The organism is Streptomyces sp. NPDC002588 (genome assembly GCF_040295925.1).
Lineage (GTDB): Bacteria > Actinomycetota > Actinomycetes > Streptomycetales > Streptomycetaceae > Streptomyces.
This window is the reverse complement of record NZ_JBEOWF010000051.1, coordinates 43,552-69,310: the sequence shown is the minus strand read 5'-3', so window position 1 is coordinate 69,310 and position 25,759 is coordinate 43,552. Positions and strand designations below refer to the sequence as shown.

The 25,759-nt window shown below is 71.3% G+C and carries 22 protein-coding genes; 13 read left to right on the top strand and 9 right to left on the bottom strand.

The features are described from left to right. Positions 1-17: 17 nt before the first annotated feature. The 4 genes from ABT057_RS40815 to ABT057_RS40800 all read right to left on the bottom strand — a co-directional run bounded on the left by ABT057_RS40815 (position 18) and on the right by ABT057_RS40800 (position 4,912). On the bottom strand, positions 18-1,094 hold the full coding sequence (locus ABT057_RS40815) for an ABC transporter ATP-binding protein (protein WP_502974046.1): 1,077 nt from the start codon (positions 1,092-1,094) through the stop codon (positions 18-20). 23 nt (positions 1,095-1,117) lie between these two features. Next, on the bottom strand, positions 1,118-1,963 hold the full coding sequence (gene modB / locus ABT057_RS40810; RefSeq protein WP_352349019.1) for a molybdate ABC transporter permease subunit: 846 nt from the start codon (positions 1,961-1,963) through the stop codon (positions 1,118-1,120). Positions 1,964-1,971: 8 nt separating this feature from the next. Continuing rightward, entirely contained in the window at positions 1,972-2,796 is an 825-nt protein-coding gene (modA, locus tag ABT057_RS40805; protein WP_352349002.1) for a molybdate ABC transporter substrate-binding protein, read from the bottom strand. 160 nt (positions 2,797-2,956) lie between these two features. Continuing rightward, complete coding sequence (locus ABT057_RS40800) at positions 2,957-4,912, bottom strand: APC family permease (RefSeq protein ID WP_352349001.1); 1,956 nt, start codon at positions 4,910-4,912, stop codon at positions 2,957-2,959. A gap of 411 nt (positions 4,913-5,323) precedes the next feature. Between ABT057_RS40800 and ABT057_RS40795 the strand changes: the two genes are divergently transcribed. The 4 genes from ABT057_RS40795 to ABT057_RS40780 all read left to right on the top strand — a co-directional run bounded on the left by ABT057_RS40795 (position 5,324) and on the right by ABT057_RS40780 (position 9,541). Continuing rightward, entirely contained in the window at positions 5,324-6,619 is a 1,296-nt protein-coding gene (locus tag ABT057_RS40795) for an extracellular solute-binding protein (protein ID WP_352349000.1), read from the top strand. Between the two features lie 6 nt (positions 6,620-6,625). Beyond that, positions 6,626-7,624, top strand: a complete 999-nt coding sequence (locus ABT057_RS40790) for a carbohydrate ABC transporter permease (RefSeq protein ID WP_352348999.1) — start codon at positions 6,626-6,628, stop codon at positions 7,622-7,624. Between the two features lie 62 nt (positions 7,625-7,686). Then, on the top strand, positions 7,687-8,451 hold the full coding sequence (locus ABT057_RS40785) for a carbohydrate ABC transporter permease (RefSeq protein WP_352349018.1): 765 nt from the start codon (positions 7,687-7,689) through the stop codon (positions 8,449-8,451). Positions 8,452-8,497: 46 nt separating this feature from the next. Beyond that, positions 8,498-9,541, top strand: a complete 1,044-nt coding sequence (locus tag ABT057_RS40780; RefSeq protein WP_352348998.1) for an endo-1,4-beta-xylanase — start codon at positions 8,498-8,500, stop codon at positions 9,539-9,541. 45 nt (positions 9,542-9,586) lie between these two features. On the opposite strand, the gene ABT057_RS40775 is transcribed toward ABT057_RS40780, so the two are convergent. From ABT057_RS40775 to ABT057_RS40765, 3 genes are all read right to left on the bottom strand, one after another. Next, a complete protein-coding gene (locus ABT057_RS40775; protein ID WP_352348997.1) occupies positions 9,587-10,627 on the bottom strand; it encodes a LacI family DNA-binding transcriptional regulator in 1,041 nt (346 codons plus the stop codon). Positions 10,628-10,840: 213 nt separating this feature from the next. Further along, positions 10,841-11,029 (bottom strand): DUF5999 family protein, encoded by a 189-nt coding sequence (locus ABT057_RS40770; protein WP_352348996.1) that lies wholly within the window; start codon positions 11,027-11,029, stop codon positions 10,841-10,843. Between the two features lie 354 nt (positions 11,030-11,383). Then, the gene (locus ABT057_RS40765; RefSeq protein WP_352348995.1) at positions 11,384-11,974 is read right to left on the bottom strand and encodes a hypothetical protein; all 591 of its coding nucleotides are present in this window, start codon (positions 11,972-11,974) and stop codon (positions 11,384-11,386) included. A gap of 620 nt (positions 11,975-12,594) precedes the next feature. On the opposite strand from ABT057_RS40765, the gene ABT057_RS40760 reads away from it, so the two are divergent. After that, positions 12,595-14,112: a glutamate-cysteine ligase family protein gene (locus ABT057_RS40760; protein WP_352348994.1), complete on the top strand. Its 1,518-nt coding sequence runs from the start codon at positions 12,595-12,597 to the stop codon at positions 14,110-14,112. A gap of 19 nt (positions 14,113-14,131) precedes the next feature. On the opposite strand, the gene ABT057_RS40755 is transcribed toward ABT057_RS40760, so the two are convergent. Next, on the bottom strand, positions 14,132-15,853 hold the full coding sequence (locus tag ABT057_RS40755; protein ID WP_352348993.1) for a substrate-binding and VWA domain-containing protein: 1,722 nt from the start codon (positions 15,851-15,853) through the stop codon (positions 14,132-14,134). 185 nt (positions 15,854-16,038) lie between these two features. Between ABT057_RS40755 and ABT057_RS40750 the strand changes: the two genes are divergently transcribed. After that, positions 16,039-16,839 carry a CPBP family intramembrane glutamic endopeptidase gene (locus tag ABT057_RS40750; RefSeq protein ID WP_352348992.1) on the top strand — a complete coding sequence of 267 codons (801 nt, stop codon included), beginning with the start codon at positions 16,039-16,041 and terminating at the stop codon, positions 16,837-16,839. A gap of 37 nt (positions 16,840-16,876) precedes the next feature. Here the strand turns inward: ABT057_RS40750 and ABT057_RS40745 are convergent, their stop codons facing one another. Beyond that, positions 16,877-17,686, bottom strand: coding sequence for a PhzF family phenazine biosynthesis protein (locus ABT057_RS40745; RefSeq protein WP_352348991.1), 810 nt, complete (start codon positions 17,684-17,686; stop codon positions 16,877-16,879). A 388-nt stretch (positions 17,687-18,074) separates the two neighbouring features. On the opposite strand from ABT057_RS40745, the gene ABT057_RS40740 reads away from it, so the two are divergent. The 7 genes from ABT057_RS40740 to ABT057_RS40710 all read left to right on the top strand — a co-directional run bounded on the left by ABT057_RS40740 (position 18,075) and on the right by ABT057_RS40710 (position 25,753). Then, positions 18,075-18,332, top strand: a complete 258-nt coding sequence (locus ABT057_RS40740; RefSeq protein WP_352348990.1) for a hypothetical protein — start codon at positions 18,075-18,077, stop codon at positions 18,330-18,332. A 188-nt stretch (positions 18,333-18,520) separates the two neighbouring features. Beyond that, complete coding sequence (locus tag ABT057_RS40735) at positions 18,521-21,181, top strand: winged helix-turn-helix domain-containing protein (RefSeq protein WP_352348989.1); 2,661 nt, start codon at positions 18,521-18,523, stop codon at positions 21,179-21,181. A 409-nt stretch (positions 21,182-21,590) separates the two neighbouring features. Continuing rightward, positions 21,591-21,992, top strand: coding sequence for a hypothetical protein (locus ABT057_RS40730; protein ID WP_352348988.1), 402 nt, complete (start codon positions 21,591-21,593; stop codon positions 21,990-21,992). Continuing rightward, complete coding sequence (locus ABT057_RS40725; protein WP_352348987.1) at positions 21,977-22,921, top strand: DUF1838 family protein; 945 nt, start codon at positions 21,977-21,979, stop codon at positions 22,919-22,921. The genes ABT057_RS40730 and ABT057_RS40725 overlap by 16 nt, the downstream gene beginning before the upstream one ends. A gap of 164 nt (positions 22,922-23,085) precedes the next feature. Further along, positions 23,086-23,859, top strand: coding sequence for a DUF2470 domain-containing protein (locus ABT057_RS40720; RefSeq protein ID WP_352348986.1), 774 nt, complete (start codon positions 23,086-23,088; stop codon positions 23,857-23,859). A gap of 82 nt (positions 23,860-23,941) precedes the next feature. Next, positions 23,942-24,787 carry a class I SAM-dependent methyltransferase gene (locus ABT057_RS40715; protein WP_352348985.1) on the top strand — a complete coding sequence of 282 codons (846 nt, stop codon included), beginning with the start codon at positions 23,942-23,944 and terminating at the stop codon, positions 24,785-24,787. Between the two features lie 150 nt (positions 24,788-24,937). Next, complete coding sequence (locus tag ABT057_RS40710; RefSeq protein ID WP_352348984.1) at positions 24,938-25,753, top strand: alpha/beta fold hydrolase; 816 nt, start codon at positions 24,938-24,940, stop codon at positions 25,751-25,753. Positions 25,754-25,759 lie beyond the last annotated feature (6 nt).

The window sequence follows — 25,759 nt, the reverse complement described above, 5'->3', positions numbered from 1 at the left end:
GTAGGGCTCCGATCCACTTATGCCGGGTATGCATGGGTCTGTGCCGCCTTGACGGTCGCCCAGACCGCGGCACCCGGGTGCAGATCGAGTTCGGCCGCGGCGACCGTGGTGAGGTCGGCGGCGAGGGGGAGTTCCCCGGCGAGGTCGGCGCGGATCTGGTCGCCGTGGGTCTCCAGTCCGGCGACCTCGCAGCGCCAGAGGTTGCGGGCGCTGGCGCCGGTGGGGCGGCCGCGGTGAAGGGTGACGGCGCTGGGCGGGAACGCGACGAACGCGGGGCCGGACAGGATCTCCGTGGTGGTGATCTTCGGGCCGGTGTCCAGGCGGACCGTGTGGCCGTCGGCGTGGCCGCGGTAGAGGTTGAGGCCGACCAGTTGAGCGATGTAGTCGGTACGCGGGTGGCGGGCGATGTCCGCGGGGGTGCCTTCCTGGACGACCCGGCCGTCCTCGACGACGACCAGACGGCCGGCGAGGACCATCGCGTCCAGCGGGTCGTGCGTGACGAGGACGGCGACGGCCTCGAACTCGGCCAGGTGACGGCGGAGCTGGGCGCGGATCTCCAGGCGGGTGCGGGCGTCCAGGGCGGCGAGGGGCTCGTCGAGGAGGAGCAGCCGGGGGCGGGTGGCGAGGGCGCGGGCGAGGGCGACGCGCTGGGCCTGGCCTCCGGAGAGCCGGCGCGGCTTGGCGCCGGCTTGCGCGGTGAGGCCCATGCGGTCCAGCCACTCGGCGGCCCGGGCGCGGGCCTCCGCCTTGGTGGCGCCGTGGCAGCGGGGGCCGAAAGCCACGTTGTCCAGGGCCGTGAGGTGCGGGAACAGCAGATAGTCCTGGAAGACCACGCCGACCGGGCGGGCCTCCGGCGGCGTGCGCTCCAGGGCCGCACCGTCGAGGCGGAGCCGGCCGCCGGTGAGCGGGACGAGTCCGGCGAGGGCGCGCAGGGCGGTGGTCTTGCCGGCGCCGTTCGGGCCGAGCAGGGCGACGACGTCGCCGGGGGCGGCGGTCAGCCGGACGTCGAGGCGGAAGGCGCCGCGGTCGACGACGAGGTGGGCGTCCAGGCCCTGGCCGGGCGCGGGCGGAGTCGCGGTCTCGCTCTCGGTCACGGAGGCATCCTCGCGCAGGGCGCTCATGACGGCGTCAGCCAGCGGTCGCGCAGCCCCGCGAGGACGGCGATCGAGACGGCCAGCAGGACCAGACTGAGGGCGATGGCGGCCTCCGGGTCGCTCTGCAGGGCGAGATAGACGGCCAGCGGCATGGTCTGGGTACGGCCCGGGAAGTTGCCGGCGAAGGTGATCGTGGCGCCGAACTCGCCGAGGGCGCGGGCCCAGGCCAGGACGGCGCCCGCCGCGATGCCCGGCGCGATCAGGGGCAGGGTGACCCGGCGGAAGGCGGTGAAGCGGGAGGCGCCGAGGGTGGCGGCCGCCTCCTCGTAGCGCGGGTCGGCCGCCCGGAGGGTGCCCTCCACGCTGATGACCAGGAACGGCATCGCCACGAACGCCTCCGCGACCACCACACCGGCCGTGGTGAACGGCAGCGTGACGCCGAACCACGAGTCCAGCCAGCGGCCGACGACGCCGTTGCGGCCGAGGGCGAGCAGCAGGGCCACACCGCCGACCACCGGCGGCAGCACCAGCGGCAGGGTCACCAGGGCGCGGACCAGACCACGGCCGGGGAACTCGGTACGGGCGAGGAGCCAGGCCAGCGGGACCCCGATCACCAGGCTCACCGCGGTGGCCGCCGTCGCGCAGATCAGGGAGAGCCGCAGTGCCTGCCACACCTCGGCGCTGGTCAGCTCCTCGGGGAGGCTGTGCCAGGGTGCCCGGACGAGGAGCGCGACCAGGGGCATGAGCAGGAAGACCAGGCCGAGCAGGGCGGGCAGGAGCAGGGCGAGCGGGACGCCCGTGCGGAGGCGGGCGCGCCGCGGCCCGCCCTGAAGGGCGTCCGAGGCGGCCTGCTTCACCGGTGGGCTCACGGCCGGGGTCACGGCTTGAGGAACCCGGCGTCGGACAGGACCTTCCGGCCCTCGGCGGACCGCACGAGGGCGATGAACGCCTTGGCGGCCTCGGCGTTCGGCGCGTCCTTCAGCAGGGCGATCGGGTAGTCGTTGACGGCGTCGGCGGACTCGGGGAACTCCACGCCCTCCACCTTGTCACCGGCGGCGTGCACATCCGTCTTGTACACGACCGCGGCGTCGGCCTCCTTCAGCTCGACCTTGGTCAGGGCCGCCTTGACGTCCTGTTCGTAGGAGACCGGGGTGAGCTTGAGGCTGCCGGCCTCCAGCGCCTTCTGGGCGGCGGCGCCGCACGGCACCGTCTTGTCGCACAGGACGACCTTCAGGCCGGACCTGGTGAGGTCCTTGAGGGAGGAGACCTTGTCCGGATTGCCCGGCAGGGTGGCGATCTCCAGCCGGTTGCGGACGAAGGTGACCGGCTCCGTGGCGTTGTCCTTCGCGTCCGTCACGATCGCCATGGTCTTGGGGCTGGCGGAGGCGAACACATCGGCCGGGGCGCCGCCGGTGATGCTCGCGGCGAGGGTGTCGCTGCCGCCGAAGTTGAAGGTGACCTTCGTGCCGGCGTGCGCCTTCTCGAACTCCTTGCCCAGCGTGGTGAAGCTCTCCTTGAGGGAGGCGGCCGCGAAGACCGTGACGGTGCCGGAGAGCTTCGGGGAGGCGGGCGCCGAGGAGTCCGGCTTCGCGGACGCGTCCCCGGAGTCGTCGGAGGAACATGCGCTCAGGGCCAGCAGCGCGGCGACTCCCGTGCCGGCCACCTGAAGGGCGCGGCGGGTGCGGCGCTTGGTGCGGGTCATCACGGTGTACTCCTCGGTCGATGCGGTCCCTCGAACGGCCCAGCCTGATGATGATGCCGCATATGCAAGGCAGAAGTCTTCTGTGCCTTCGCATAATCCGAGGTGATCGCTCCCGAGGGGGCGCATGTGCGTTCGTATGGAGGGGCTCTGGCGGGCGCGTTCAGCCGGTGTGGACGCGGGGGCGCCGGGCGCGGTCCGGTTCCGCCTCGCGCAGGACCTCTCGGGTCACCGGGGCGACCTCGCCCTGGCCGAAGAGGAAGAAGCGCAGGAAGTTGGCGAAGGGGGTGCCCTCGGTCCACTCGAAGTAGATGTGCGGGATGCAGCCGGTGGAGTCGCGGACGTGGAGGAGCAGAGCGGCGAGGGCGTTGGAGATGGAGGCGGACTCCAGGGTGAGGACGCGGTAGCGGTTGTGGAGGACCTCGCCGCGTACCGTCAGGCCCGCCTCGAACTCGGAGGGGTCCGTCACGGTCACCTCGACGAAGACGAAGTCCTCCTGCTCCGGCATGTCGTTGTCGGCCCGGATCTGCTCGATCTTGTCGCGGTACTCGGCCTTGTCCCGCTGGTCCGGCTCGTTGGCGATGAACCGAATTCTCCGGCTGGCCATGTCCCGGATGAATCGTTCCGCCATGTCGTCCAGCGTCACGCTGGTCACGCGGAGCTCGAAGGCACGGGCCAGCCGGGAGAGCAGCGAGACGAGGATGATGCCGGCGATGAAGCAGGCGCCGATCTTCACACCGTCGGGGCGCTCGACGACGTTCGCGACGGTGACGTAGAGCAGGACCGCCGAGACGACGGCGAAGCCGACGGTCCAGCCGCGCTGGCGGGCGCGCCGGGCGGCGATGGTCACCGCGATCGCGGCCGAGGACATCAGCACCAGGACGCCGGTCGCGTAGGCGCCGCCCTGGGCGTCGACGTCGGCGTCGAAGATCCAGGTGACCAGGAACGCGATCAGGATGAAGACGATGACCATGGGGCGCACCGCGCGGGCCCAGTGCGGGGCCATGCCGTAGCGCGGGAGATAGCGGGGCATGAGGTTGAGCAGGCCGGCCATGGCGGAGGCACCGGCGAACCAGAGGATCGCGATGGTCGAGACGTCGTAGACCGTGCCGAAGGCATTGCCCAGGTACTCGTGCGCCAGATACGCCAGAGCACGTCCGTTGGCCTTTCCGCCGGACTCGAACTCCTTCTCGGGGATCAGCCAGGTGGTGATGAAGCTGGTGGCGATCAGGAAGACGCTCATGATGAGGGCGGCGGTCGTGAGCAGCTTCTTGGTGTCCCGGATGCGGCCCTTCGGGCTGTCCTCGGTGTCGCCGGTGTCGCCCTGGACATGGGGCATGACCGCGACGCCGGTCTCGAAGCCGGACAGGCCCAGTGCCAGCTTGGGGAAGACCAGCAGGGAGACGCCGATCATGGCGAAGACGTTGCCGTGTTCGGCGGTCAGGGCGCTCGACCAGTCGGTGACCACATGGCCCTCGGTGAACACGTGCCACAGTCCGACCGCCACCACGACCGCGTTGAGTCCGAGGTAGGCGACCACCAGGGCGACCGCGACGCCGATGGCCTCCAGGAAGCCCTTGAGGAACACCGCGCCGAGCAGGGCGACCAGGATCAGGGTGATCACCATCTGCTGCCCGTGCAGGGTTTCGGTCAGATGCGGGTTCTCGACCAGATGGGTGGAGGCGTCCGCCGCGGACAGGGTGATGGTGATCAGGAAGTCGGTGGCGGCGAAGCCCAGCAGGGTCAGGACGAACAGCTTGCCCTGCCAGAAGGACAGCAGCCGCTCCAGCATCGCGATCGAGCCCTCGCCGTGCGGGCTCTCCTCGGCCACCCGCCGGTAGACCGGGAGGGCGCCGGCCAGGGTGACTATGACGAGCACGATCGTCGCGATCGGCGAGAGCAGGCCGGCCGCGAGCGCGGCGATGCCCGGCTGGTAACCGAGAGTGGAGAAATAGTCGACGCCGGTCAGGCACATCACCCGGTACCAGCGCTGGCCCTTGTGCGGCTGCTCGGGCTCGGCGTGCGGTCCCGTGTGGCCGCCGTTCCTGCCCATGTCGGACAGGCCCTCCAGCATCCAGGCGCGCAGGCGACTGGGGGGAGCGTGCTCGGTCGTGGCCATCGGGGTGCTCCTGATGTGCGGCATGTGCGCCGGGGCGCGGCGTGCGGATTCGGCCATCCCGCGGACGGCGGATTCAGCGTAAGCGGAGAGTGACGTGCGGGCCCACGGATGAAGGGCCGGTAGGGCGTCAAGCTTCCGTTAAGACTGGTCGCCGGGCGGACACTCAGCGTCATGGGTGAGGGCTTGTTTCCGGCCAGGAGGGTGTCGGCGGTCCGGCCTCCGTAACGTTCGCCCGCTACTCCGAATGTTTCGCTGCCTCCTGTGGTCCCGCTGCCTCCGCGCTCGCGAACAGGCCGGTGGATTACCTGTGTTCAAGGGGTTGCCACCCGTCGGAGGGTGTCTCTAGGGTGCGGCAGCAGCGAAGCTTTCTGGATATGGTCCGAAACTTTCGATCTACCCGAGGAGCGCATGATGGGCGACCCGGCACTGTCCCGCCGCGGCTTCCTGGCGGCCTCCGCCGCGGCCGGTGTGAGCATGACGGCACTGAGCGGCTGCGGCGGCGACTCGGACGGAGGGTCTTCTTCGGGGACGACCACCATCGAATGGTGGAACATCTCCACCACCCAGCCCACGAAGGACGTCTGGGCAGGTCTCGCCAGACAGTTCGAGGCCCAGAACCCCAACGTCAAGATCAAGATCGTCCAGCTGGAGAACGACCCCTACAAGTCGAAGATGACGGCGCTGACCGCCTCGGGGAAGCTCCCCGACATCTTTCACACCTGGGGCGGCGGTGTCCTGAAGCAGCAGGTCGACGCCGGGCTCGTCGAGGACCTCACCGACCGGAGCAAGGGATGGGGGGACGGCCTGCTGGAGGTCGCCCGGGAACCGTATCTGCTCGACGAGAAGGTCTACGGCATCCCCTTCGACATCGGCATGATCGGCTTCTGGTACAACAAGGCGCTCTTCAAGCGGGCCGGCGTCGGCGAACCCCCCACCACCTGGAGCGGCTTCCTGGACGCCGTACGGAAGCTGAAGTCCGCCGGGATCACGCCGCTCGCCCTGGCCGGCAAGGAGAAGTGGCCGGGGATGTACTACTGGGCCTACCTCGCGATGCGCACCGCCGGGATCGACGCCCTGCGGAAGGCGAACGACGACAAGGACTTCACCGGGGACGGTTTCGTGCAGGCCGGGCAGCACCTCCAGGAACTGGTCGATCTCCAGCCGTTCCAGAAGGGCTTCCTCGGCGCGGCCTACAACAGCCCCACCGGCCAGGCCGCCAGCATGGGCAACGGCAAGGCGGCCATGGAACTGATGGGCCAGTGGGCGCCGGTGGTCGAGGCCGACGCGGGCAAGGGAATCGGGGCCGACCTCGGCTTCTTCCCCTTCCCCGCGGTCGAGGGCGGCCAGGGCGCCCTCACCGAGGTGTTCGGCGGAGGCGGCGGGCACGCCCTGCGCAAGGGCGCCCCACAGGCGGCCGTCGACTTCCTGAAGTTCTTCGCCTCGGCGACCACCGACACCACCCTGGTCGAGAAGACCGGTGTGCTGCCCGTCGTACCGGCCGCCGAGAGCGCGCTCAAGGACCCCAACCTGTCCGCCGTACAGGCCCAGTTGAAGGCCGCCACCGGCTTCCAGCTCTATCTCGACCAGGCGTACGCGCCCGCCGTCGGGCAGGAGGTCAACGACAGCGTCGCCGGGCTCATAGCCGGGTCCAAGTCGGCCCAGCAGGTCACCGAGTCGATCACCAAGGTCGCGAAGGAAGAGCAGTAACCGGCGATGACCTCCACCTTTCTCCCGGAGAAGCGGACCGGCCCCGAGCCGGCCGAGCGGCCGCCGGCCGCCGGCCCCGGCCGTGGGCGGACGCGGCGGCGGGCGCTGAACTGGCTGACCGCCGTCGGCTTCCAGGTGCCCGCGCTCGCGCTGTTCGGCACGCTGGTGCTGCTGCCGATGCTGTTCGCGCTCTACGCCGCGTTCTTCCGCTGGGGCGGCTTCGGCATGCCCGAGGACTTCGTCGGCGGCGACAACTTCACCCGGCTCTTCCAGGACCCCGTCTTCCTCGGCGACCTGTGGCGGTGTCTGCTCCTGGTCGGGCTCTCACTGGTGCTCCAACTGCCGTTCGCGCTCGCCCTGGCCGTCGCGCTCAACCAGCGGATCCGGGGCCGGGCCGTCTACCGGATGCTGTTCTTCGCGCCGTACATCCTCTCCGAGGCGATCACCGGCGTGCTGTTCGGCATGATCTTCGCGCCCGACGACGGTCTCGCCGACCACCTGCTCGGCGCGATCGGCCTGGACGGCCTCGGCGGGCAGTGGTTCGCGGAGCCGTCCACCGTCATGGCCACCCTCTTCCTCGTCATGACGTGGAAGTACTTCGGCTTCCACATGATGCTCTACCTGGCCGGACTGCAGTCCATCCCGGCCGAGCTGACCGAGGCCGCGCTGATCGACGGGGCCGGCCCCTGGCAGAGGTTCCGCAACGTCACCCTGCCGCTGCTCGCGCCGACCCTGCGGATCAGCGTCTTCCTGTCGGTGATCGGCTCCATCCAGCTCTTCGACCTGGTGTGGATCGTCACCGCGGGCGGCCCCGACCACCACTCCGAGACGATGGCCGTGACCATGTTCCAGTACGGCTTCAAGCGCTACCAGGTCGGCTACGCCAGCGCGATCAGCGTGGCCATGTTCGGCATCAGCCTCGTCTTCGCCCTCGGCTACCAGCGGTTCGTGCTCCGCCGTGACCTGGAGGGCGCCACCACGACCATGCGAGGAGGCGGCTCGTGAACGCCCGCCAGAGGGGCCGGACCCTATCGCTGCACCTGGTCCTCGCCGTCGTCGGCGCGGTGATGGCCGTACCGCTGGTGTACGCCGTCCTGTCCGGCTTCAAGTCCACCGACCAGCTCTCCCGCAACCCGATCGGACTGCCCGACTCCTGGGTCACCTCCAACTACACCGACATCCTGGGCTCCCGTTCCTTCTGGCAGCTGCTCGGCAGCAGCACGCTCATCGCGGCCGGTACGACGGTCGTGGTCGTCGCCGTGTCGGCGCTCGCCGCGTTCTCCTTCGCCCGGTTCGCCTTCCGCGGCCGGGAGGCGCTGTTCACGCTGTTCACCATGGGGCTGATGTTCCCGTTCGCGGTGGCCGCCCTGCCGCTGTTCCTGTTGCTGCGGTCGATGGACCTGCTGGACAACCCGCTCGGGGTGATCCTGCCGCAGGCGGCCTTCGGGCTGCCGATGACCATCGTCATCCTGCGCGGTTTCTTCCGGGAGATCCCGGCCGAGCTGGAGGAGGCGGCGACCCTCGACGGGTGCGGGCCGCTCGGCTTCTTCTGGCGGATCCTGCTGCCCATGGCCCGGCCCGCACTCGGCACGGTGTCGGTGCTCGCCGTCGTCGCCAGCTGGAACAACTTCTTCCTGCCGCTGCTGGTCTTCAACGAGCCGACCTGGTGGACCCTGCCGATCGGGGTGCAGCAGTTCCAGGGCCAGTACTCCGCCGAGTACGCCCGGATCTTCGCCTATCTCGTCCTCGCCATGGTTCCCGCCCTGGCCTTCTACTCCGTCGCCGAGCGCCAGCTCGTCGGCGGCCTCGCCGCCGGCGCGACGAAGGGATGACGCGCGCCTGCCCACGACCGGCCGATCGACCGTGAGGAGTCGCACCATGACCAGCACCGCCGCCCGCGCCCCAGGACTCGCCGTGGCGCTCGCCGCTGCCCTCGTCGCCATCGGTCCCGCCGCCCAGGCGCACGAGAGACCCCAGCCCACCCTCGCCGACCTCGCCCAGCGCCACGGCCGCTACTTCGGCAGCGCCACCGACAACCCCGAACTCACCGACACCGCCTACACGAAGATCCTGGGCGGCGAGTTCGACATGATCACCCCCGGCAACGGCATGAAGTGGTACGCCACCGAACCGCAACAGGGCGTCTTCGACTGGACCGCCGGGGACGAGATCGTGAACCTGGCGCGGGCCGGCCATCAGAAGGTGCGCGCCCACACCCTGGTCTGGCACAGCCAGTTGCCGGGCTGGGTGACGAGCAAAGAGTGGACGGCCGGCGAGCTGCGGGCGGCCCTGAAGAACCACATCCAGACCGAGGTTCGGCACTACCGGGGCAAGGTCTACTCCTGGGACGTCGTCAACGAGGCGTTCAACGAGGACGGCACCTACCGGGAGACCGTCTTCTACAAGACCCTCGGCCCCGGTTACATCGCCGACGCGCTGCGCTGGGCCCACCAGGCCGACCCGAAGGCCAAGCTCTACCTCAACGACTACAACATCGAGGCGCTCGGCCCGAAGAGCGACGCCTACTACGCACTGGCCGAGGAGTTGAAGGCGCAGGGCGTCCCGCTCGACGGCATCGGCCTGCAGGCCCATCTCGCCCTGCAGTACGGCTATCCCACGACCCTGGAGGACAACCTCCGCCGGTTCGCCCGCCTCGGCCTGGACACCGCGCTCACCGAGGTCGACGTGCGGATGCTGCTGCCGGCGACCGAGGAGAAGCTGGCCCAGCAGGCGGAGTGGTACGGGGATCTGACCGAGGCGTGCCTCGCGGTGCGGCGGTGTGTCGGCATCACCGTCTGGGACTACACGGACAAGTACTCGTGGATCCCGGCCTTCTTCCCCGGGCAGGGGGCCGCGCTGCCGTGGGACGAGGAGTTCGCGAGGAAGCCGGCGTACTACGCGATCCGGGAAGCCTTGAGCTAAAGGCTGTCCCGTGATCCCCGCCCGCCGGGGATCACGGGACAGCCCTCAGCTGTCTCTCGGGGCCGCGGTGCTGGAGCGGACGACCAGTTCCGTGCCCAGTTCCACCCGCGGTGAGTCGGGGCGCTCGCCGCGGGCCAGGCGCAGGGCCGTGCGGGCGGCCAACTTGCCCATGTCGGCGAGAGGCTGGCGGACGGTGGTCAGGGGCGGGGCCGACCAGCGGACTTCCGGAAGGTCGTCGAAACCCACCACGCTCATGTCCTCCGGGACGCGCAGGCCCCGCCGGCGCAGCGCCTCGATCGCGCCCAGGGCCATCTGGTCGCTGGCGGCGAACAGCGCGGTGGGCGGCTCGGGCAGGTCGAGGAGGGCGTTGCAGCCGGTGAAACCGGACTCGGGGTGGAAGTCACCGGGGACGACGAGGGTTTCGTCGACGGCGAGACCGGCCGCTTCCAGGGCGGCGCGGTAGCCGTCGTGGCGGGCACGGGAGCACAGCAGCCGGCTCGGACCCGCGATCAGGCCGATGCGGCGGTGGCCCAGGGACAGCAGGTGCTCGGTGGCGGCGAGGCCGCCCGACCAGTTGGCGGCGCCGACGGTCGGGGTGTCGAGCGCCGGGGAACCGGTCGGGTCGACGACGACCAGCGGGACGCCGAGGATGCGCAACTGCTCGTGCAGGGTGGGTTCCAGGGCCGAGGTGACCAGGATGACGCCGTCGGAGGCGCGGGCCCGCAGGTTGCGCATCCACTCGCGGGCGTCGCCGGAGCGGCCGTGGATCGCGGACACCACGGTTCCCGCGCCCGCCGCGTGGGCGACCTCCTCGACCCCCCGGATGATCTCCACCGCCCAGGGGCTGTCCAGGTCGTTGAAGACGAGGTCGAGGAGAGCGGCGCGGGCGGGGGAAGGGGCTGCCGGGCGCTTGCGGTAGCCGTGTTCGCGCAGAAGTTCCTCGACGCGGGCGCGGGTGCGCGGTGAGACGTCGGAGCGGCCGTTGACCACCCGGGACACCGTCGGTACCGAGACGCCCGCCCGGCGGGCGATCTCCGTGATGGTGACCTTGCCGTCTGCCGCGGGCGCGGTGCCGTCCGCCGTCATTCCCCCACCTCCGTGGCCTCGCTTCGCGTGCGGTGCCGAAACCGCCGAAACTTCCAGGAGTCTTCCGGAAAAGACGTGTCCACGGAAGGGAAGGCGGGGGTTACCCGGAGTGAGCGGGACCGGACATGCGTCGGGGCCGGGGCGCAGTGTGCTGTGCTGCGGTCCGGCCCCTCGGGATCCCCGGACGGCGGTCCCGCGCCGTCCGGGTGGTGCTCAGGCTGCGGACACGACCCGGTGGGGAGCGATGACCTGGCCGTCCGGCAGGAGCTCACCGGTGTCCTCGAAGAGGAGGACGCCGTTGCACAGCAGGCTCCAGCCCTGTTCCGGGTGGTGCGCCACGAGCCGGGCGGACTCGCGGTCGGCGGAGGTTGCTGTCGGGCACGGTGGCTGGTGCTGGCACATGGGTGGGTTCTTCCGCTCTGGCGTGATGTGTGTGATGGATGTGGTCGTGTCTGTCCCGCGGCGTGAAGCGTCGTGTACGTCGTCGTTCATGGCCGCCCCCCGTTGTACAACTCGGTCGGAACCCAGTGTTGCCCTACGGGCGTCGATCCGCAGGGATTTCACGGCACCGCTTCTCACAGGTTCATGACGCATCACCCGCGCGGGCGGTTCATCTCAACTGCACTGTCAATTCGGATGGTTTCCAGTGGCCGGATGGGGCTAGTCCGGACGGGGGCGAGGGGGCGAACACCACGGACGCACCGAGCCCCGCCACCGGGGCCGCGGTGGCGGGGCACGGAGTACACGGTCGCGCGGTCAGGCGGGAGAGCCGAGCAGAGGTGGCGCCGACGGCTTCGACCGGAGGGTCAGCACGGGGAGCAACTCGGCCACCCGGTGCGCGCGGTGGGCGGCGATGCCCGGCGGCGCCGGGGCCAGCGGCACCAGCAGGTCGGTGGCGGCGGGGTGGCCGGTGGTGCCGTCGGTGTCGATGTCGCCGTGCAGCCAGAGTGTGAGCATGTACAGCCCGGGTACCGAGAGCAGGCGGGCCTGATACGGCTGGGTCGCCGACTCGGCCTGCCGCAGGGCGCGTTCGGTGGAGGCGATGTAGGGGCCTTCGAAGAAGTGCGAGAACGCCCAGCCGTCCGGTGTCAGCCGGGTCTCGGCCGCCGCCACGGCCCGGTCGCCGCAGCGGATCAGGAACCGCCAGCCGGCCAGCCGGGTCGCAGACACGCCTTCGGGGGTGATCCGGTCCAGGACGTGCAGCGGCAGCGGGAGGTCGGGGGTGGCCTCGTCCTGGGCGGTACGCAGGGACGGAGTACGGGCCTCGCGGACCGCGGTCGGGGAACCGAGGGCCATGAGGACGGAGCGCAGGGCGGGCGCGGGAGCCGGAGGGACATGCAGCGGCATGGTGGGTCGCCTCTCATTCACAGGCGGTGGCGCGAGGGCGGGGGCGGACGACGCTGTCAGCTAGCTCTCGTCAGGTCGGAGAGGCGGGGGCCGGGATCTCGGGGAACTCAGGGAACTCAGGGAACTCGGGGTACGCAAGCGGCCTGCCGTCACCTGGACGACAGGCTCCTTCGACCGCGGGGCCCACCTTCTCCGCCTTGTTCCGGGAGTTTATACGACACGTGTTCAGGCTGTGTTTCGTCTACCTGACAGCGGGACACTCGGCAAGAGTCCATTCGGTCGGCGATACGTGTGAATCATCCCGATTCAGAGCGGCCTCCGCCGTGATGACCTCGGGATATGCATGCGCTACGGTCGGCCCATTCTCGTCGGATTTTTTCACGAGTTCCGGGGCTGCTTACCGAGTTCATACCCGGCGTTCGCGGCCCCGACTTCATGAATGAGCACCCGCGGCATGCCCCGTGAATGTGCCTCCGGACAGCTCCGGGGTACACGTCAGCGTAGCGGGTGGTGCGGCCGGAGGGAGACGTTATCGATCGGTCCTGCTGGGCATCATCCCACCTGACCCGGGAGACCGGCGGCCGGACGCCCGGCCCGCCCATGCGAGGAGGGACGCTTCGATGGGGGAGAAGGTCGTGGCAGGCGCGTTCGACCTGTCCGATCGGCAGCAGTACCGCGACAAGCTCCAGCGGTGTCTGGCGGGGCTGGAGCGGCTTCTGGCCCAGGAGCGCTTCGACCGGCCCAAGAACCTCATGGGGCTCGAGATCGAGCTGAATCTCGCGGGCGCGGACGGTCTGCCGAAAATGCTGAATGGGCAAGTGCTCGAGCGCATCGCCAGCCGAGATTTCCAAACAGAACTCGCCATGTTCAACCTGGAAGTCAACATAGCTCCACACCGATTGGGCGGCCGGGTATTCGATCGGCTCGCCGAGGAACTCCGTACGTCACTGGCATATGCCCATCGAAAGGCCGGTGAGGTCGACGCGGGAATCGTGATGATCGGTATTCTGCCGACCCTGGACCGGGACGACCTGGTCTCGTCCAATCTCTCCGACGTCGACCGTTACACCCTTCTCAACGACCAGATCGTGGCCGCCCGCGGTGAGGACTTCGCCCTCGACATCGAGGGGGTGGAGCGGCTGTCGTGCACCTCGAAGTCGATCGTTCCCGAGGCCGCCTGCACTTCCGTGCAGCTCCATCTCCAGGTCACGCCGGATCGTTTCGCCGATGTGTGGAACGCGGCGCAGGCCGTCACCGCCGCGCAGATCGCGGTGGGTGCCAACTCGCCCTTCCTGTTCGGCCGTGAGCTGTGGCGCGAGTCGCGGCCGCCGCTGTTCCAGCAGGCCACGGACACCCGACCGCCGGAACTCCAGGCGCAGGGCGTCCGCCCCCGGACGTGGTTCGGGGAGCGCTGGATCAGCTCGGCGTACGAGCTGTTCGAGGAGAACCTGCGCTTCTTCCCGGCACTGCTGCCCATCTGTGACGAGGAGGACCCGCTGGAGGTGCTGGAGGCGGGCCGCACCCCGTCCCTCTCCGAGCTGGTCCTGCTCAACGGCACCGTCTACCGCTGGAACCGGCCCGTCTACGGCGTCGCCGACGGCGTCCCGCACCTGCGGGTGGAGAACCGCGTGCTGCCGGCCGGGCCCACCGTGACCGACGTGATCGCCAACGCGGCCTTCTACTACGGCGTCGTCCGCGCGCTCGCCGAGGAGTCCCGGCCGGTGTGGTCCCGGCTGCCGTTCGAGGCCGCCGAGGCCAACTTCGACGCGGCCTGCCGGCACGGCATCGAGGCGCGGCTGCAGTGGCCGCGGCGCGGGCGGCTGGGGGGTGTGGGCGAGGTGGACGCGGTGAGTCTCGTACGGGACGAGCTGCTGCCGCTCGCGGAGGCCGGGCTGGACGCGTGGGGGGTGGAGCCGGCCGACCGGGACTACTACCTGGGAGTCATCGAGGAGCGGTGCCGGCGTCGGGCCAACGGAGCGACCTGGCAGGTGGCGACGTTCCGGCGGGCGGTGAAGGCGGGGCTCTCGCGGGACGCCGCGCTGGCCGCGACGACCCGGCGGTATGCGGAGTTGTCGCATCTGGGGGAGCCTGTGCACACCTGGCCGGTGGGGGTGCCGGAGGTGGCGGCTCTGGGGTGAGGGCAGAGCGCCCTCGCCCTCAGCCGCCGCCGGTTCCTGCCGCCACTATCGCCTTCAGGATCACTGTCTGGATCTGTGCGGGGTCGTTGACCGACTGGCCCGAGCCTCCCGTCGCCCCGGCTATCTGTGCGGCCTCCGCCCGGTCCGCGTCCGGGCCCACGGCGATCATGATCAGAGGGACCGGGCGCTGGGGACTGGCGAGTTTCCGGAGTTCCCTGAGGAGGGTGGTGCGGGAGATGCTGCCGGGGTCCTCGTTGACGCCGTCGGTGAGGACGACCAAAGCGTTGAACTTGCCCTTGACGTACGACGCGGTCGCCTCCTTGTACGCGGCGAGGGTGGTGTCGTACAGGCCGGTCGCGCCGTTGGGGATGGGGGCGAGGGCGGTGAAGGCCGCCTTCAGACGGCTCTGCCGGTCGTCGTCGCCCAGGCGCCCGGTCGGGACCAGAACGCGGTAGTCCCGGTCGCCGTCGAGCTTCGTGGAGAACTCCCACAGGCCGATCTCGTCCTGCGCGGTGAAGGTGGCCAGGGCCTGGAGCAGCGAGCCCTTGGTGACGTCCATACGGGAGCGCCCCGTGCCCGGTACCGGTTCCGCCATGGAGGAGGAGGCGTCCACGACCGTGGTGAGACGCGCACTCTGCACAGTGATCGTCCAGGTGCCGAGGGCCTGCTCCAGGGCCGTGTTCGAGGCGGGCCGGGGGGCCGGTTCGGCGTACGGCTGCGGGCTGCTGCCGCCGGCCGTGGTCACAACCGCCCGCGGGGCGTCGTAGTCGGAGGTGCGGAAGCCGTGCCGCTGGAGGAGTTTTTGCTGCTCGGGGCGGTGCAGATAGGTCATGAAGAGCAGCGCCGCCCGGTTCTCGTCGCTGCTGCGCCGGGTCTTGTCGACGAGCGAGAAGGGATAGTCGAGCCGGGGCGTGCCGTCCTTCGGGTAGAAGAGGCCCAGACGGTCCCCGGAATCCGCCGAGGTGTTGTACGTGAACGCGGCCTGCTCGGTGACGACCGCCGCCCGGTTGCGCCGCGGCACGGCCTCGAGCACTTCGGCGTCGGTGGCGGAGGTGCGCTGGGAGAGGGTCTTCATCAGCGCGGCGGCCTGGGTGTCGCCGCCCTTGATCCCGGTCGCGGCGGTGGTGAGCCGGGCGAGCGCCAGCAGTCCCGTCGCGCTGCGCGCGGGATCCGCCGCGCCGAGGCCCAGGGAATCGTCCTGGAGGGCGGTGCCGGCCAGCTCCAGCCAGGTGTACGTCTTCTCCGGCCAGCCCAGCGACTTCGCGGCGGCCGGGGCCGTCGCCACGCCCACGGGGGTGGAGGCCACGTTGCCCACCTGGGTCACCCGGCCCGTCTTGCCGCCCGCGGTGATCCGCTGCAGCCACAGGTCCGAGTCCGCCACCCACACCTGGGCGTCCGGGTCCTTCCCCGCGGTCAGCGTGTCGGCGACCTCGGCCGACTCACGGGCCTTCACCGTGATCGCCAGACACCGCCCGTCGGAGGCGAGACCGGAGTCCCGGGCCTGCTTCGCGGCGGCCGTCAGCGCCGGAGCCAGGTCGGGGGAGGCGGCCACGGTCAGCCGTACGGGGTGGTCCCGGCAGGAGGAACCGAAGGAGAACAGGCCGCCGCGCACGGTGGCCGTGGCGGCGCCCGCGACGGCGAGGACGAGGACCGTCGTGATCGCCACCGTGCGGCGGCGGGCGCGAGGGCGGGGGTCGCTGCCGCCCGCCCTGCGGTGATCGGGCAAGCTGTGACGTCCCATGACGGTGGTGCCCTCCCTGTCGAGCCCCGTGGCGAGATTTCGCCGTACGGGATGCGAAAGGGACGGGCGCCCCTTACGGCGCCCGTCCCCCCGACGGCCTGTCACGCACGATCCTCGTAAGTACTTTCGAGACCCTAGCGAGGCGGAGCCGCAAATGCGGCGGGTTTACGCAACTGGAGGCATAAGTGCAGGTGGATGCGGGGTCGGTGGCTGATTCCCCCTCCGACGGGCGGCCCTCGCGGCGGATTCTCAGGGACGAGACGCTGCTCGTTCTGGGGCTTTCGCTCGGTGCGAGCGGTCTGTCGGCTCTGATCAGTTTCGTCGGATCCGTCACCAAGCCCGGCGGGCTGAAGGACCAGGCCGCGACGCTCAACGCCTCCGCCGCGCCGGGCCGTCCCTGGCTCGATCTCGCCTGGCAGCTGTTCGGCATCGCCAGCGCGCTCGTCCCCGTCGCGCTCGTCGCGCACCTTCTGCTGCGCGAGGGCCGCAGCCTGCGCACCCTGGGCTTCGACCGCACCCGGCCGTGGCCGGACCTCGGGCGCGGGGCCGCGATCGCCGCGGTCATCGGCAGTACCGGGATCGCCTTCTACCTGGCGGCCCGCGGACTCGGCTTCAACCTCACCGTGGTCCCCGAGGCGCTGCCCGACGTCTGGTGGAAGTACCCGGTGCTGATCCTGTCGGCGATCCAGAACGCGGTCCTCGAAGAGGTCATCGTGGTCGGCTATCTGCTGCGCCGGCTGGGGCAGCTGGGCTGGACGCCGGGCACCGCGCTGGTGGCCAGCTCGGTGCTGCGCGGCTCGTACCACCTGTACCAGGGCGTCGGCGGGTTCATCGGCAACATGGTGATGGGCGTGGTCTTCGTCTACCTGTACCGCCGCTGGGGGCGCGTGGGGCCGCTGGTGGTGGCGCACTCCCTGCTCGACATCGGGGCCTTCGTGGGCTACGCGCTGCTGGCGGGGAAGGTGGGGTGGCTGCCCACGGCCTGAGCCGTCCCGCCCTCGCAGGCCACCCCGCCCTCTCCGCTCACGCCAGCAGGTCGCCCTCGATGACCGTCACCGCGCGGCCAGTGAGCAGGGTGCGGTCGCCGCGCAGCTCGGTGCGGACGCGACCGGAGCGCGGGGAGGCCTGGAGGCCGGTGAGGGTCGTACGGCCCAGGCGGGCCGCCCAGTGGGGGGCCAGGGCGGTGTGGGCGCTGCCGGTGACCGGGTCCTCGTCGATGCCGACGTTCGGGAAGAAGCAGCGGGAGACGAAGTCGTAGCCCAGGGCCGGGTTCTCGGCGCGGGCGGTGGCGATGACGCCCCGCCGGGAGTAGGCGGCGAGGGCCTTGTGGTCCGGGCGCAGGGCGTGGACGGTCTTCTCGTCGGCGAGCTCCAGCACCAGGTCACCCACGCGCGGGCCGGTGTCGAAGGCGGCGAGCGGTACGGCGCCGAGGGCCTCGGCGACCCCGTCCGGCACTTCGGCCGGGGTGAGCGGGGCGGTGGGGAAGTCCAGGGTGATCGAGCCGTCCTCGGCGGGCGTCGCGATCAGGACACCGCTGCGGGTGGCGAAGCGCACGGCGCCCACGTGGGCGCCCGTCGTGTGCAGGACGTGGGCGGTGGCGAGGGTCGCGTGGCCGCACATGTCGACCTCGGTGACGGGCGTGAACCAGCGCAGCGCCCAGTCCGCCTCGCCGCCCGACGGCAGAGGGTGGGCGAACGCCGTCTCGGCGTGGTTGACCTCCAGCGCCACGTTCTGGAGCCGGTTGTCGTCGGGGAAGGCGTCGAGGAGGAGGACCCCGGCCGGGTTTCCGGCGAAGGGGCGGTCGGTGAAGGCGTCGACGATTCGAATCCGCATGCCGGTGACGTTAGGGCGTGGGCCCGGCGCTCGGCCAAGGCCAATCCGTGAGTCCTGGCCCGGTTTTTCCCGGCCACCGGTGCGGACCGGTTTCAAGTGCTTTGTTTTTGCGGGGTGTTGCCGAGGGCACGGAGCCGCGAAGTGGCCGGTCGTGAGGGGAGGAACGGTGCGGGAGGACGACGGCACGGTGGTCCTGACGGGGCCACCGGCTTCATCGGGTCGTACCGGCGCTGCGCGAGCTGGTGGAGCGGGTGCCGGCCGAGTGGCGGCGGCCGGGCGCTGCTGACCCTGGTGGACGCGGGTGATCTCGGCCGGCTGATTCCGCCCTCGCGGTTGGGGGGCCGGTGTCCCGGGGGTCCGTCACGCGGGGCATCCGGAGCCGGTGCGGGTGGGGGATCTGCTCGCCGAGCCGGCGGCGCTGGGTGTGCTGCCGCCACGGCCGGACGCCGACTGGCCCCTGCCGGTCCGTCCGGAGCGGCTGCGGGCCGTGCCCGGGCGGGTCTCGGAGCGCCGGTTCAGGCCGGCCGCCGAGGACCACTGGTACTTGACCGAGGACGTGTGGACGTCGGCCGGCCTGCCCCCGGGCCCCGGCCCCCTGAGCCGCCTCACGGAATCGGCCGGGTGGGATCGCGGTCTGGTGGGGTGACTGCGGGGTGGTCGGGGCGACCGCAACCGCACGGGGGTGTTGCGGGGGCCGGGAGCAGCTCCGGTGGCTGCGGGTGTGGCGGGAGGGGGCGGGAGGCCTTCGCCGGGCGCGCCCGGGGGAAGGCTGGGATGCTGGAGGCGCGAGCGTTCGCCATGTCCTGCTGGACAGGTTCTAGGGGCGGTGAGCGTATGACCGGGCTCGAAGAGGAACGTCCGGAGCCGACGGTGCCGGAGGCCGATCCCCGCGGAGACCCGTATCTGCGCACCCGGTTCGCGGTGCCGGCGCGGCCCGTGACGTTCCTGCGGCGGGAGCGGCTGGTCCGGCACCTCGACCAGGCCCTGCGCACCCCGCTGACCATGGTGAACGGCGCCGCCGGTGCCGGAAAGACCCTGCTGGTCGCGGACTGGGCGGCCGAGCGGGAGCCGGGCGTCGCCTGGTTCACCACCGAGGCCGCCGACCAGGGGCCCGGGATGTTCTGGGCCTATCTCCTCCAGGCGCTCCGGGCGGCGGGCGTGCCGCCGCCCCCCGGCGTCGGCAGCCCGGCGGACGCCGGCCGGGTGACCCGCACTCTGCTCGCGCGCCTCGCCGCCGACCTCAGCGCGCGGGAGCGGCCCGTCACCGTGGTCCTCGACGAGTACGACCAAATCCGTGACCCCGACATCGCGGAGCAGCTGGAATTCGTCCTGCACCACGCCGGCGGGGGCCTGCGCCTGATCCTCGTCACCCGGACCGAACCGCTGTTGCCGCTGCACCGCTACCGGGCCGCCGGTGAGCTGACGGAGATCCGGGGCGCGGAACTGGCCCTCACCCCCGAGGAGACGGCCGAACTGCTCGCCCTGCACGGGCTGCGCCTGCCCCTGCCCGCGGCACACGCGCTCGTGGAGCGCACCCGGGGCTGGGCCGCCGGCCTCCGGCTGTGCGCCCTCGCCGCACAGGAGAGCCCGGACCCGGAGACCTACCTGAAGGAGTTCGAGGCCGACCGCAGCACGGTCGCCGACTTCCTGCTCGCGGAGGTCCTCAAGCAGCAGACCTCCGAGGTGCAGGACGTCCTGCTGCGGGTCAGCGTCCTCGAACGGTTCTGTCCCGACCTGGCGAACGCGCTGACCGAGCGCACGGACTCCGCACCCATCCTGGCCGGTCTGCACCGCGAGAACGCGTTCGTGGAGGACCTCGGACACTCCTGGTACCGGCTCCACCCCCTGTTCGGCGAGATCCTGCGGGCCCATCTGCGGGTACGGGCCCCCGGCCTGGAGCCCGAACTGCACCGGCGGGCCGCACGGTGGCTCGGGAGCGCCGGCTTCCTCAGCGAGATGCTCGCGCACGGCGCCGCCGCGGGCGACTGGGAGTACGCCGCCGGCGCCCTGGTCGACGACCTCGCCATCGGCCGGCTCTTCACCGGGCTGTGCTCCGGCGACCTGGCCGACCTGTTCTCCCGCATGGGCCCGGAGGCCGGGAGCCCGGCGACGGACCTCGTCCGGGCGGCCAGGGACCTGTCCCGGTGCGACCTCGAACACGGCCTCGCCCATCTGCGGCGCGCGGAGGAGGGCCTCACGGCGGAGCCGGATCGAGAGGGAGCGCCGGCGGCCCGGCTGAGCTGTGCCCTGCTCCAGGCCGTGGCGGCCCGGCTGACAGGCTCGCCCGAACGGGCCGAAGCAGCCGCGGAGCAGGCCGCGAAGGAACGGGAGGCAGTTCCCGCGCACCTGCTCGACAAGCACCCCGAACTCGCCGCCCTGCTGCTGACCCAGCTGGGCTCGACCCGGCTGTGGGCGGGCCGGTTCGAGGAGGCACGGCCCGCGCTCACCCAGGTCGCCGACTGCCCCGGCGGGGCCTCGACGGCGTTGCTGCGGGCCGACTCCCTGGGCCGGCTGGCCCTGATCGACCAGCTCGAGGGCAGACTCGGCCCGGCCGAGCGGGCGGCCAGGGCGGCGCTGACCGAGACCGAACGGTTCGGACTGCCCCAGCCGGCCGACTCCGGCATCGCGCGGCTCGTCCTGGCCGCCGTGGCCCTCGAGCGTGACGAGCCGGACGCGGCGGGCGCACTCCTCGACGCCGCCGCCGAGTCGGACCCAGCGCTGCGGGACCCCGTGACCGAGGCCGTCCGTGCCCTCGTCACCGCGCGCCTGCACCTCGCCCGAGGCGACACGCGGGCCGCGCTCGCGGCGGTGGCGGAGGCCGTGCCCTCCGAGGCGGTCTCGCCCTGGGCGGCCGGGGAGGCGGCGCTCGTCGCCTCCGCCGCGCACCTGGCCGAGGGCCGGTCCGAGGCCGCGGCCGAGCTGCTTGCGGAGGTCCCCGACGGGCAGGTGGCCTGTGCCGTGGGGGCGGCGCGGGCGCGGCTGGCGGCGGGTGACCCCGGGGCGGCGGTGGAACTTCTCGACCGGGTGCGCCCCGAGGGCCGTTTCGGTCCCGGGGTGACCGTCCGGGCCGCGCTGGTCAGGGCCGAGGCCGCGGACAAGACGGGCGACGCCGACGGCGCCCGCCGGCTCGTCGCCCGGGCCCTGCGCGAGGCGCGGCGCGATCGGCTGCGGCGGCCGTTCACCGAGGCCGGGCCGTGGCTGCGGCCCCTGCTGGACCGGGCGCCCGTGCCCGGCTCGCCTCGGCCGGCGGTCGCCCCGGCGCCGGTCGCCCCGGCGACCGACGGGCAGGCGGCGCCGGTCGTGGAGGAGCTGAGCGGCCGCGAGCGCGATGTGCTGAGCCGGCTGGCCCTGATGATGTCCACGGAGGAGATCGCCGCCGACCTGTACGTGTCCGTGAACACGGTCAAGACCCACCTCAAGAGCGCCTACCGCAAGCTGGGGGTCAACCGGCGGCAGGACGCGGTGCGCAGGGCACGCGAGTTGGGCTCCATCTGAGGCGGATGAGGTTGGACGAGGCGGGCATGGGACGGGACGTGCCGTTCGCCCGTGGCGGGGTGAGGATCCGGTCGGAGGCCGCTCCTGCGAGCCGGCGGGTGATCGGCGACTGACGAGGCAGCCGGGTTGACGCCAGGGGTAGGACGCGCGTCCCTGTTCGAGGACCGGGTGGCGAGCGCCCTGTGTCCGTTGAGGCATTCGTCGAGTGCGTCGGCGGAGTGTCGGGGGCCGGCCGCGCGTTCCAGGGGCCGGCCGCCTGCTCGTGCTTGTCGTGCCCGAGATGGTCGGTGATCTCGCCCTCGAGGCTGCGCGAAGATCCACTGTTGACCGCACGGACCCGCCTAGCATGCCTCCCGCGACGGCTTTCTGGAGGACGGGAGTTCGACTTGTGATCTACCTCGTGTACCGCATGAAGTTGACTGAGCGGTCGCGTCGCAACCAGAAGGAGTTCTGGGCATGGCTTGAAGAGCGCGAGCAGTGGTTCTACCGCGACCTGCCGATGGTGCGCGAAGTCCGCTGGTACTACAGCGTCGTGGGCGATGTGTACGTGCTGGAGAACTGGGCCGCGTTCGAGGACGAAGCGGCCTGGGGCTCGTACCGCCGAGCGCTGGCCGGGCACAAAGCCGACAACTCCTGGGAGACCGAGCGGGTGAGCCAGGACGAGTGGTGGGAGTTCCTCGACACCCGCATCGTGACCGACCCGCCGGTCCCGGTCGGCATCGTCCGTGGACACGATGGTGGCAGTGACGCCGACACTCTGGCCGGCAGCGCGTCGGCACCGGGAGGAACACCGACGTGGCCGACGACCTGACTTCCCCCGAAGAATTATTTGCCTCGCTCGCCGATCCCGATTCCCGGCTGTTCGTGCAACTGCTGGGACGTCCGGACGGACACGACATGCTGTACCGGATCAGCGGCAAGGTGCTGAACCACGTGCGCGGCGACGCGTACGGCCCGGTATTTCCGCATGGGGCAACGCTGTTCGGCATCGAGGGCTTCAACATCCGACGCCTCGCCGCCGACCCCCGGACCGGCGACCTGCACCTGCTCTCCCGTGAGATCGTGTTCTACGTGGACCCGGCAACCGGAGAGCCGCTGACCACCTGGACGAACCCGCTGGACGGGCAGACGCGTCCGCTCCCGCCGATCACGAACGACCACGTGGACTCGCGGTACCGCATCCGGGACGGCGTTCTGTACGGTCTGTTCGGTCCCGCGCAGGTGCCTCTCGGCGGATCCGTCACGCCGGCCCGCCTGCACGGCACGCTCGTCTGGACGGTCGACGTCCCGCCGGTCTACTCCCTGGCCGAGCGGTATGGGATAGACGACGACTTCGGCCTGGCCAACAAGACCTACACCGCGTGGGAACTCTTCGACTTCCTCGTCGACAGCCGCGAGGCGGAGGCAAGGGCGGCAGGCCCGGCGACCCCGGACGGCGCCATGCGGGTGGTCAACTCGTGGACGCGCGCGTGCCCGTACATCCCCGCCATGGCCATTGCGGACGACTCCGCGCACGGCGGCCTCGTCTACCACGCCCGTGGCTGGACCCTGGACGGTTTCGCCGATCTGGAGCCGTGGCTGCAGGCCGCCGTACGGGAGAGTCACCCGCACTACGAAACGGCTCCGTCTGCGCCCTCCCCGGCGCCGAACGACACCAGTTGGACCGCATTCCACGCGCGCGAACTGGCGCCGCGCGGCATCACGTGGCGCGAATGGTGCGCCGGCAGCCGTACCGCGTGACTCCCATGCCGTTCGGACAGGCGGTAGTCGGTTGCCGCTTCCGGACCCGTGCAGGGCGCGGCCCGGGAACTCGCACACCGCCCGGGCGCCGGCGCGGTCGGCGTCAACGGCGCCGCGCGGACCGCAATCGTCCACGCGACGCACAACTTCCTTTGAGGAGAGCCATGGGAATCCGCGAGGGTATGCCGCTGCTCGCCAGGCACGACGGCGTCTGGGTGGGGACGTACACGCACGTCGACCCGGAAGGCAAGGTCACCGATCAGCACCGCTCGCACATGACGTGCTCGTTCCCGGAAGACGGCGAGTACCAGTACCACCAGACCAACACCTACACGTGGCCCGACGGCCGCACCGAAGTCCATGAATTCCCCGGCGTGTACGACGGCCATGGGCGCTTGCACTTCGACACCGAACGCATCAGGGGCGTCGTCTGGGCTCTCGACGAGAACAGCCTCTACCTGACCTGGACCTACAAGGCCCGGGGAGAGGACCTGCGGCTGTTCGAGCTCATCGTCCTGTCCGACGACGGCATCCACCGCAGCCGCACCTGGCAGTGGATCCGCGACGGGAAGCTCGAAATGCGCACACTCATCGACGAGACCCGCGTCGAACAGGCGGCGGCTACCGCGTCGAACCCGTTCAACGAGCTGACCATCACCGCGGTCGTCGATCACATGAACCTCGACCACCCCGAGGACTCGCTGCTCATCGTCAAGGCACTCGGCAACCGGCCCGACGCCACCGCGGCCGAGGTCGTCACCGTGGACGGCGTGGGTATCGAGTTCAAGGCCGTGGTGAACGATGCCCAGGAGACCGTCCGGGTTCCGTGGAGCACGCCGATCACCGAGCGTTCCCGGATCCGGGCCGAAGTTGTTCGGATGTATCACGACGCGTGTGCCGCGCTGGGGGTGGAGCCCAGGCCCTCCGGAGAGCACTGAGGCGTGTTCGAGAGATGTCGCCGGGTCCGCACCGCCCGCCATGCGGTGCGGCCACGGTTCGTGCTGAACGGAGCAGATCTGAATGACGGACACACCGACGACCGCATCCGGCCGAGCCGTCCCCGCGGCACAGCGGTTGTGGGCACTCGGCGACTACGCGCATATCGCGGCGCTGCTCAGCGACCTCGGCCGGGACTTGGTGGCCGCGGCGGGCATTCGGCCGGGTCAACGCGTCCTCGATGTCGGCGCGGGTACCGGCAACGCGACTCTTTTCGCTGCGCGTGCGGGAGCCGAGGTGACCGCCATCGACGTGACGCCGCAGCTCATGGAGGTCGGGAAGCGCGTCGCGCGGGCCGAGCACCTGCGGGTCCGCTGGATCGAGGGCGATGTGCAGGCCCTGCCGTTCGACGACGGCGAGTTCGACGTGGTGATGTCGTGCATCGGGGCGATGTTCGCGCCCGATCACCTGACCACGGCTCGCGAGTTGCTGCGGGTGTGCCGTCCCGGCGGCAGACTGGCCATGGCCAACTGGATCTCCGGCGGTGCCGGCGGGCATTTCTTCCGGGTACTGGCCAGGCACACGCCGCCGCCACCCCCTGGAGGGCGGACGCCGGTCGAGTGGGGCGATCCGGCGCACGTGGCACGGCTGCTCGGCGCCGGGTGCGCCGAGCTGAGTACCGCGACGCGGCCGGTGGTCGCACGGTTCGACCGGTCACCGCAGGAGCTGATCGCTCTGTACAAGGCGCACTTCGCGCCGGTGATCGCCGCCTACGCGGGCACGGCGGGCGACGCCGAGCGCACCGCCGCACTGGACGCCGACCTGCTGGCTTTCGCGCGTGCGGCAGACTCCGGCCCCGCAGACGGCCCCCACCGATACGTCTTCGAGTACCTGCAGGTCACCGGAGTACGCGCAGCGCGGTGCCCCTGACAGGGGCGCCCCTCGAATCGCCTTGCGGCGCGCGAGCGATCTTGCCCACCGAACTACGAATTTCATCCCTGACGGGCGCGGCGCTCGCGCCTTCGTGAGAGTGGAGGACATTCCACCATGGTGTCGTCTGAAACGGAGCCGGTCGGCGGAGTGACCTGCACCGAGGGGCGGGTCACGTCGCAGGACGGGACGACCATCGCCTACGAGCAAAGCGGCAGCGGACCTGGCCTCGTGCTCGTGTCCGGCGCGCTGGGCGACGGCAGCGGGAACGTCCGTCTCGCCGCCGAGTTGAGCCGCCGGTTCACGGTGCTCAACTACGCGCGTCGCGGACGGGGCGGCAGCGGCGACAGCTTCCCGTACGCCGTCGAGCGGGAGTTCGAGGATCTGGCGGCGGTGATCCAGACCCTCGACGAACCGCGGTATCTCTACGGCGGGTGCTCCGGTGGTGCGCTCGCTCTCGAGGCGGTGGCCGCCGGGCTGACAGGTATCGCGAAGATCGCGGTGTACGAGGTGCCGTACAACATGTCTGCGGAGTGGCCGCGGCGATGGCGCGATTACCTCGACGGGGTGCAGACTGCGCTCGCGGTCGGCGAGCGCAGCGCTGCGCTCGAGCTGTTCCTCCGAGTCACCGGCGCGTCCGACGAAGACGTCGTCGCAGCGCGATCGGCATCGTTCTGGGACGGCGCGGTATCGCTCGCGCACACCCTCGCCTACGACGCGGCGTGCCTGGGTTCCGGCCGGCCGAGTTCCGCGCGGTTGGCAGCTGTCCGGCAGCCGACGCTGGTCCTGACCGGTACCGCGGGACATGCTCCGGACGCTGCCCCATGGATGGCGGCCATGGACGGAGCGGCGGAGGCAATGGCCGCCTCGCTGTCGCGGGGCCGGCGCGGCGTCCTCGAGGGCCAGGGGCATTCGCCGGATCCGGCGGTGCTGGCCGCAGCCCTCACCGACTTCTTCGCCGGCTGATGTCCC

Coding starts and splice junctions, on each gene's coding strand:
- modA (WP_352349002.1), bottom strand. CDS start 2,796: ATGACCCGCACCAAGCGCCGCACCCGCCGCGCCCTTCAGGTGGCCGGC.
- ABT057_RS40800 (WP_352349001.1), bottom strand. CDS start 4,912: ATGGCCACGACCGAGCACGCTCCCCCCAGTCGCCTGCGCGCCTGGATG.
- ABT057_RS40795 (WP_352349000.1), top strand. CDS start 5,324: ATGGGCGACCCGGCACTGTCCCGCCGCGGCTTCCTGGCGGCCTCCGCC.
- ABT057_RS40790 (WP_352348999.1), top strand. CDS start 6,626: ATGACCTCCACCTTTCTCCCGGAGAAGCGGACCGGCCCCGAGCCGGCC.
- ABT057_RS40785 (WP_352349018.1), top strand. CDS start 7,687: ATGGCCGTACCGCTGGTGTACGCCGTCCTGTCCGGCTTCAAGTCCACC.
- ABT057_RS40780 (WP_352348998.1), top strand. CDS start 8,498: ATGACCAGCACCGCCGCCCGCGCCCCAGGACTCGCCGTGGCGCTCGCC.
- ABT057_RS40775 (WP_352348997.1), bottom strand. CDS start 10,627: ATGACGGCGGACGGCACCGCGCCCGCGGCAGACGGCAAGGTCACCATC.
- ABT057_RS40770 (WP_352348996.1), bottom strand. CDS start 11,029: ATGTGCCAGCACCAGCCACCGTGCCCGACAGCAACCTCCGCCGACCGC.
- ABT057_RS40765 (WP_352348995.1), bottom strand. CDS start 11,974: ATGCCGCTGCATGTCCCTCCGGCTCCCGCGCCCGCCCTGCGCTCCGTC.
- ABT057_RS40760 (WP_352348994.1), top strand. CDS start 12,595: ATGGGGGAGAAGGTCGTGGCAGGCGCGTTCGACCTGTCCGATCGGCAG.
- ABT057_RS40755 (WP_352348993.1), bottom strand. CDS start 15,853: ATGGGACGTCACAGCTTGCCCGATCACCGCAGGGCGGGCGGCAGCGAC.
- ABT057_RS40745 (WP_352348991.1), bottom strand. CDS start 17,686: ATGCGGATTCGAATCGTCGACGCCTTCACCGACCGCCCCTTCGCCGGA.
- ABT057_RS40735 (WP_352348989.1), top strand. CDS start 18,521: ATGACCGGGCTCGAAGAGGAACGTCCGGAGCCGACGGTGCCGGAGGCC.
- ABT057_RS40730 (WP_352348988.1), top strand. CDS start 21,591: ATGAAGTTGACTGAGCGGTCGCGTCGCAACCAGAAGGAGTTCTGGGCA.
- ABT057_RS40720 (WP_352348986.1), top strand. CDS start 23,086: ATGGGAATCCGCGAGGGTATGCCGCTGCTCGCCAGGCACGACGGCGTC.
- ABT057_RS40715 (WP_352348985.1), top strand. CDS start 23,942: ATGACGGACACACCGACGACCGCATCCGGCCGAGCCGTCCCCGCGGCA.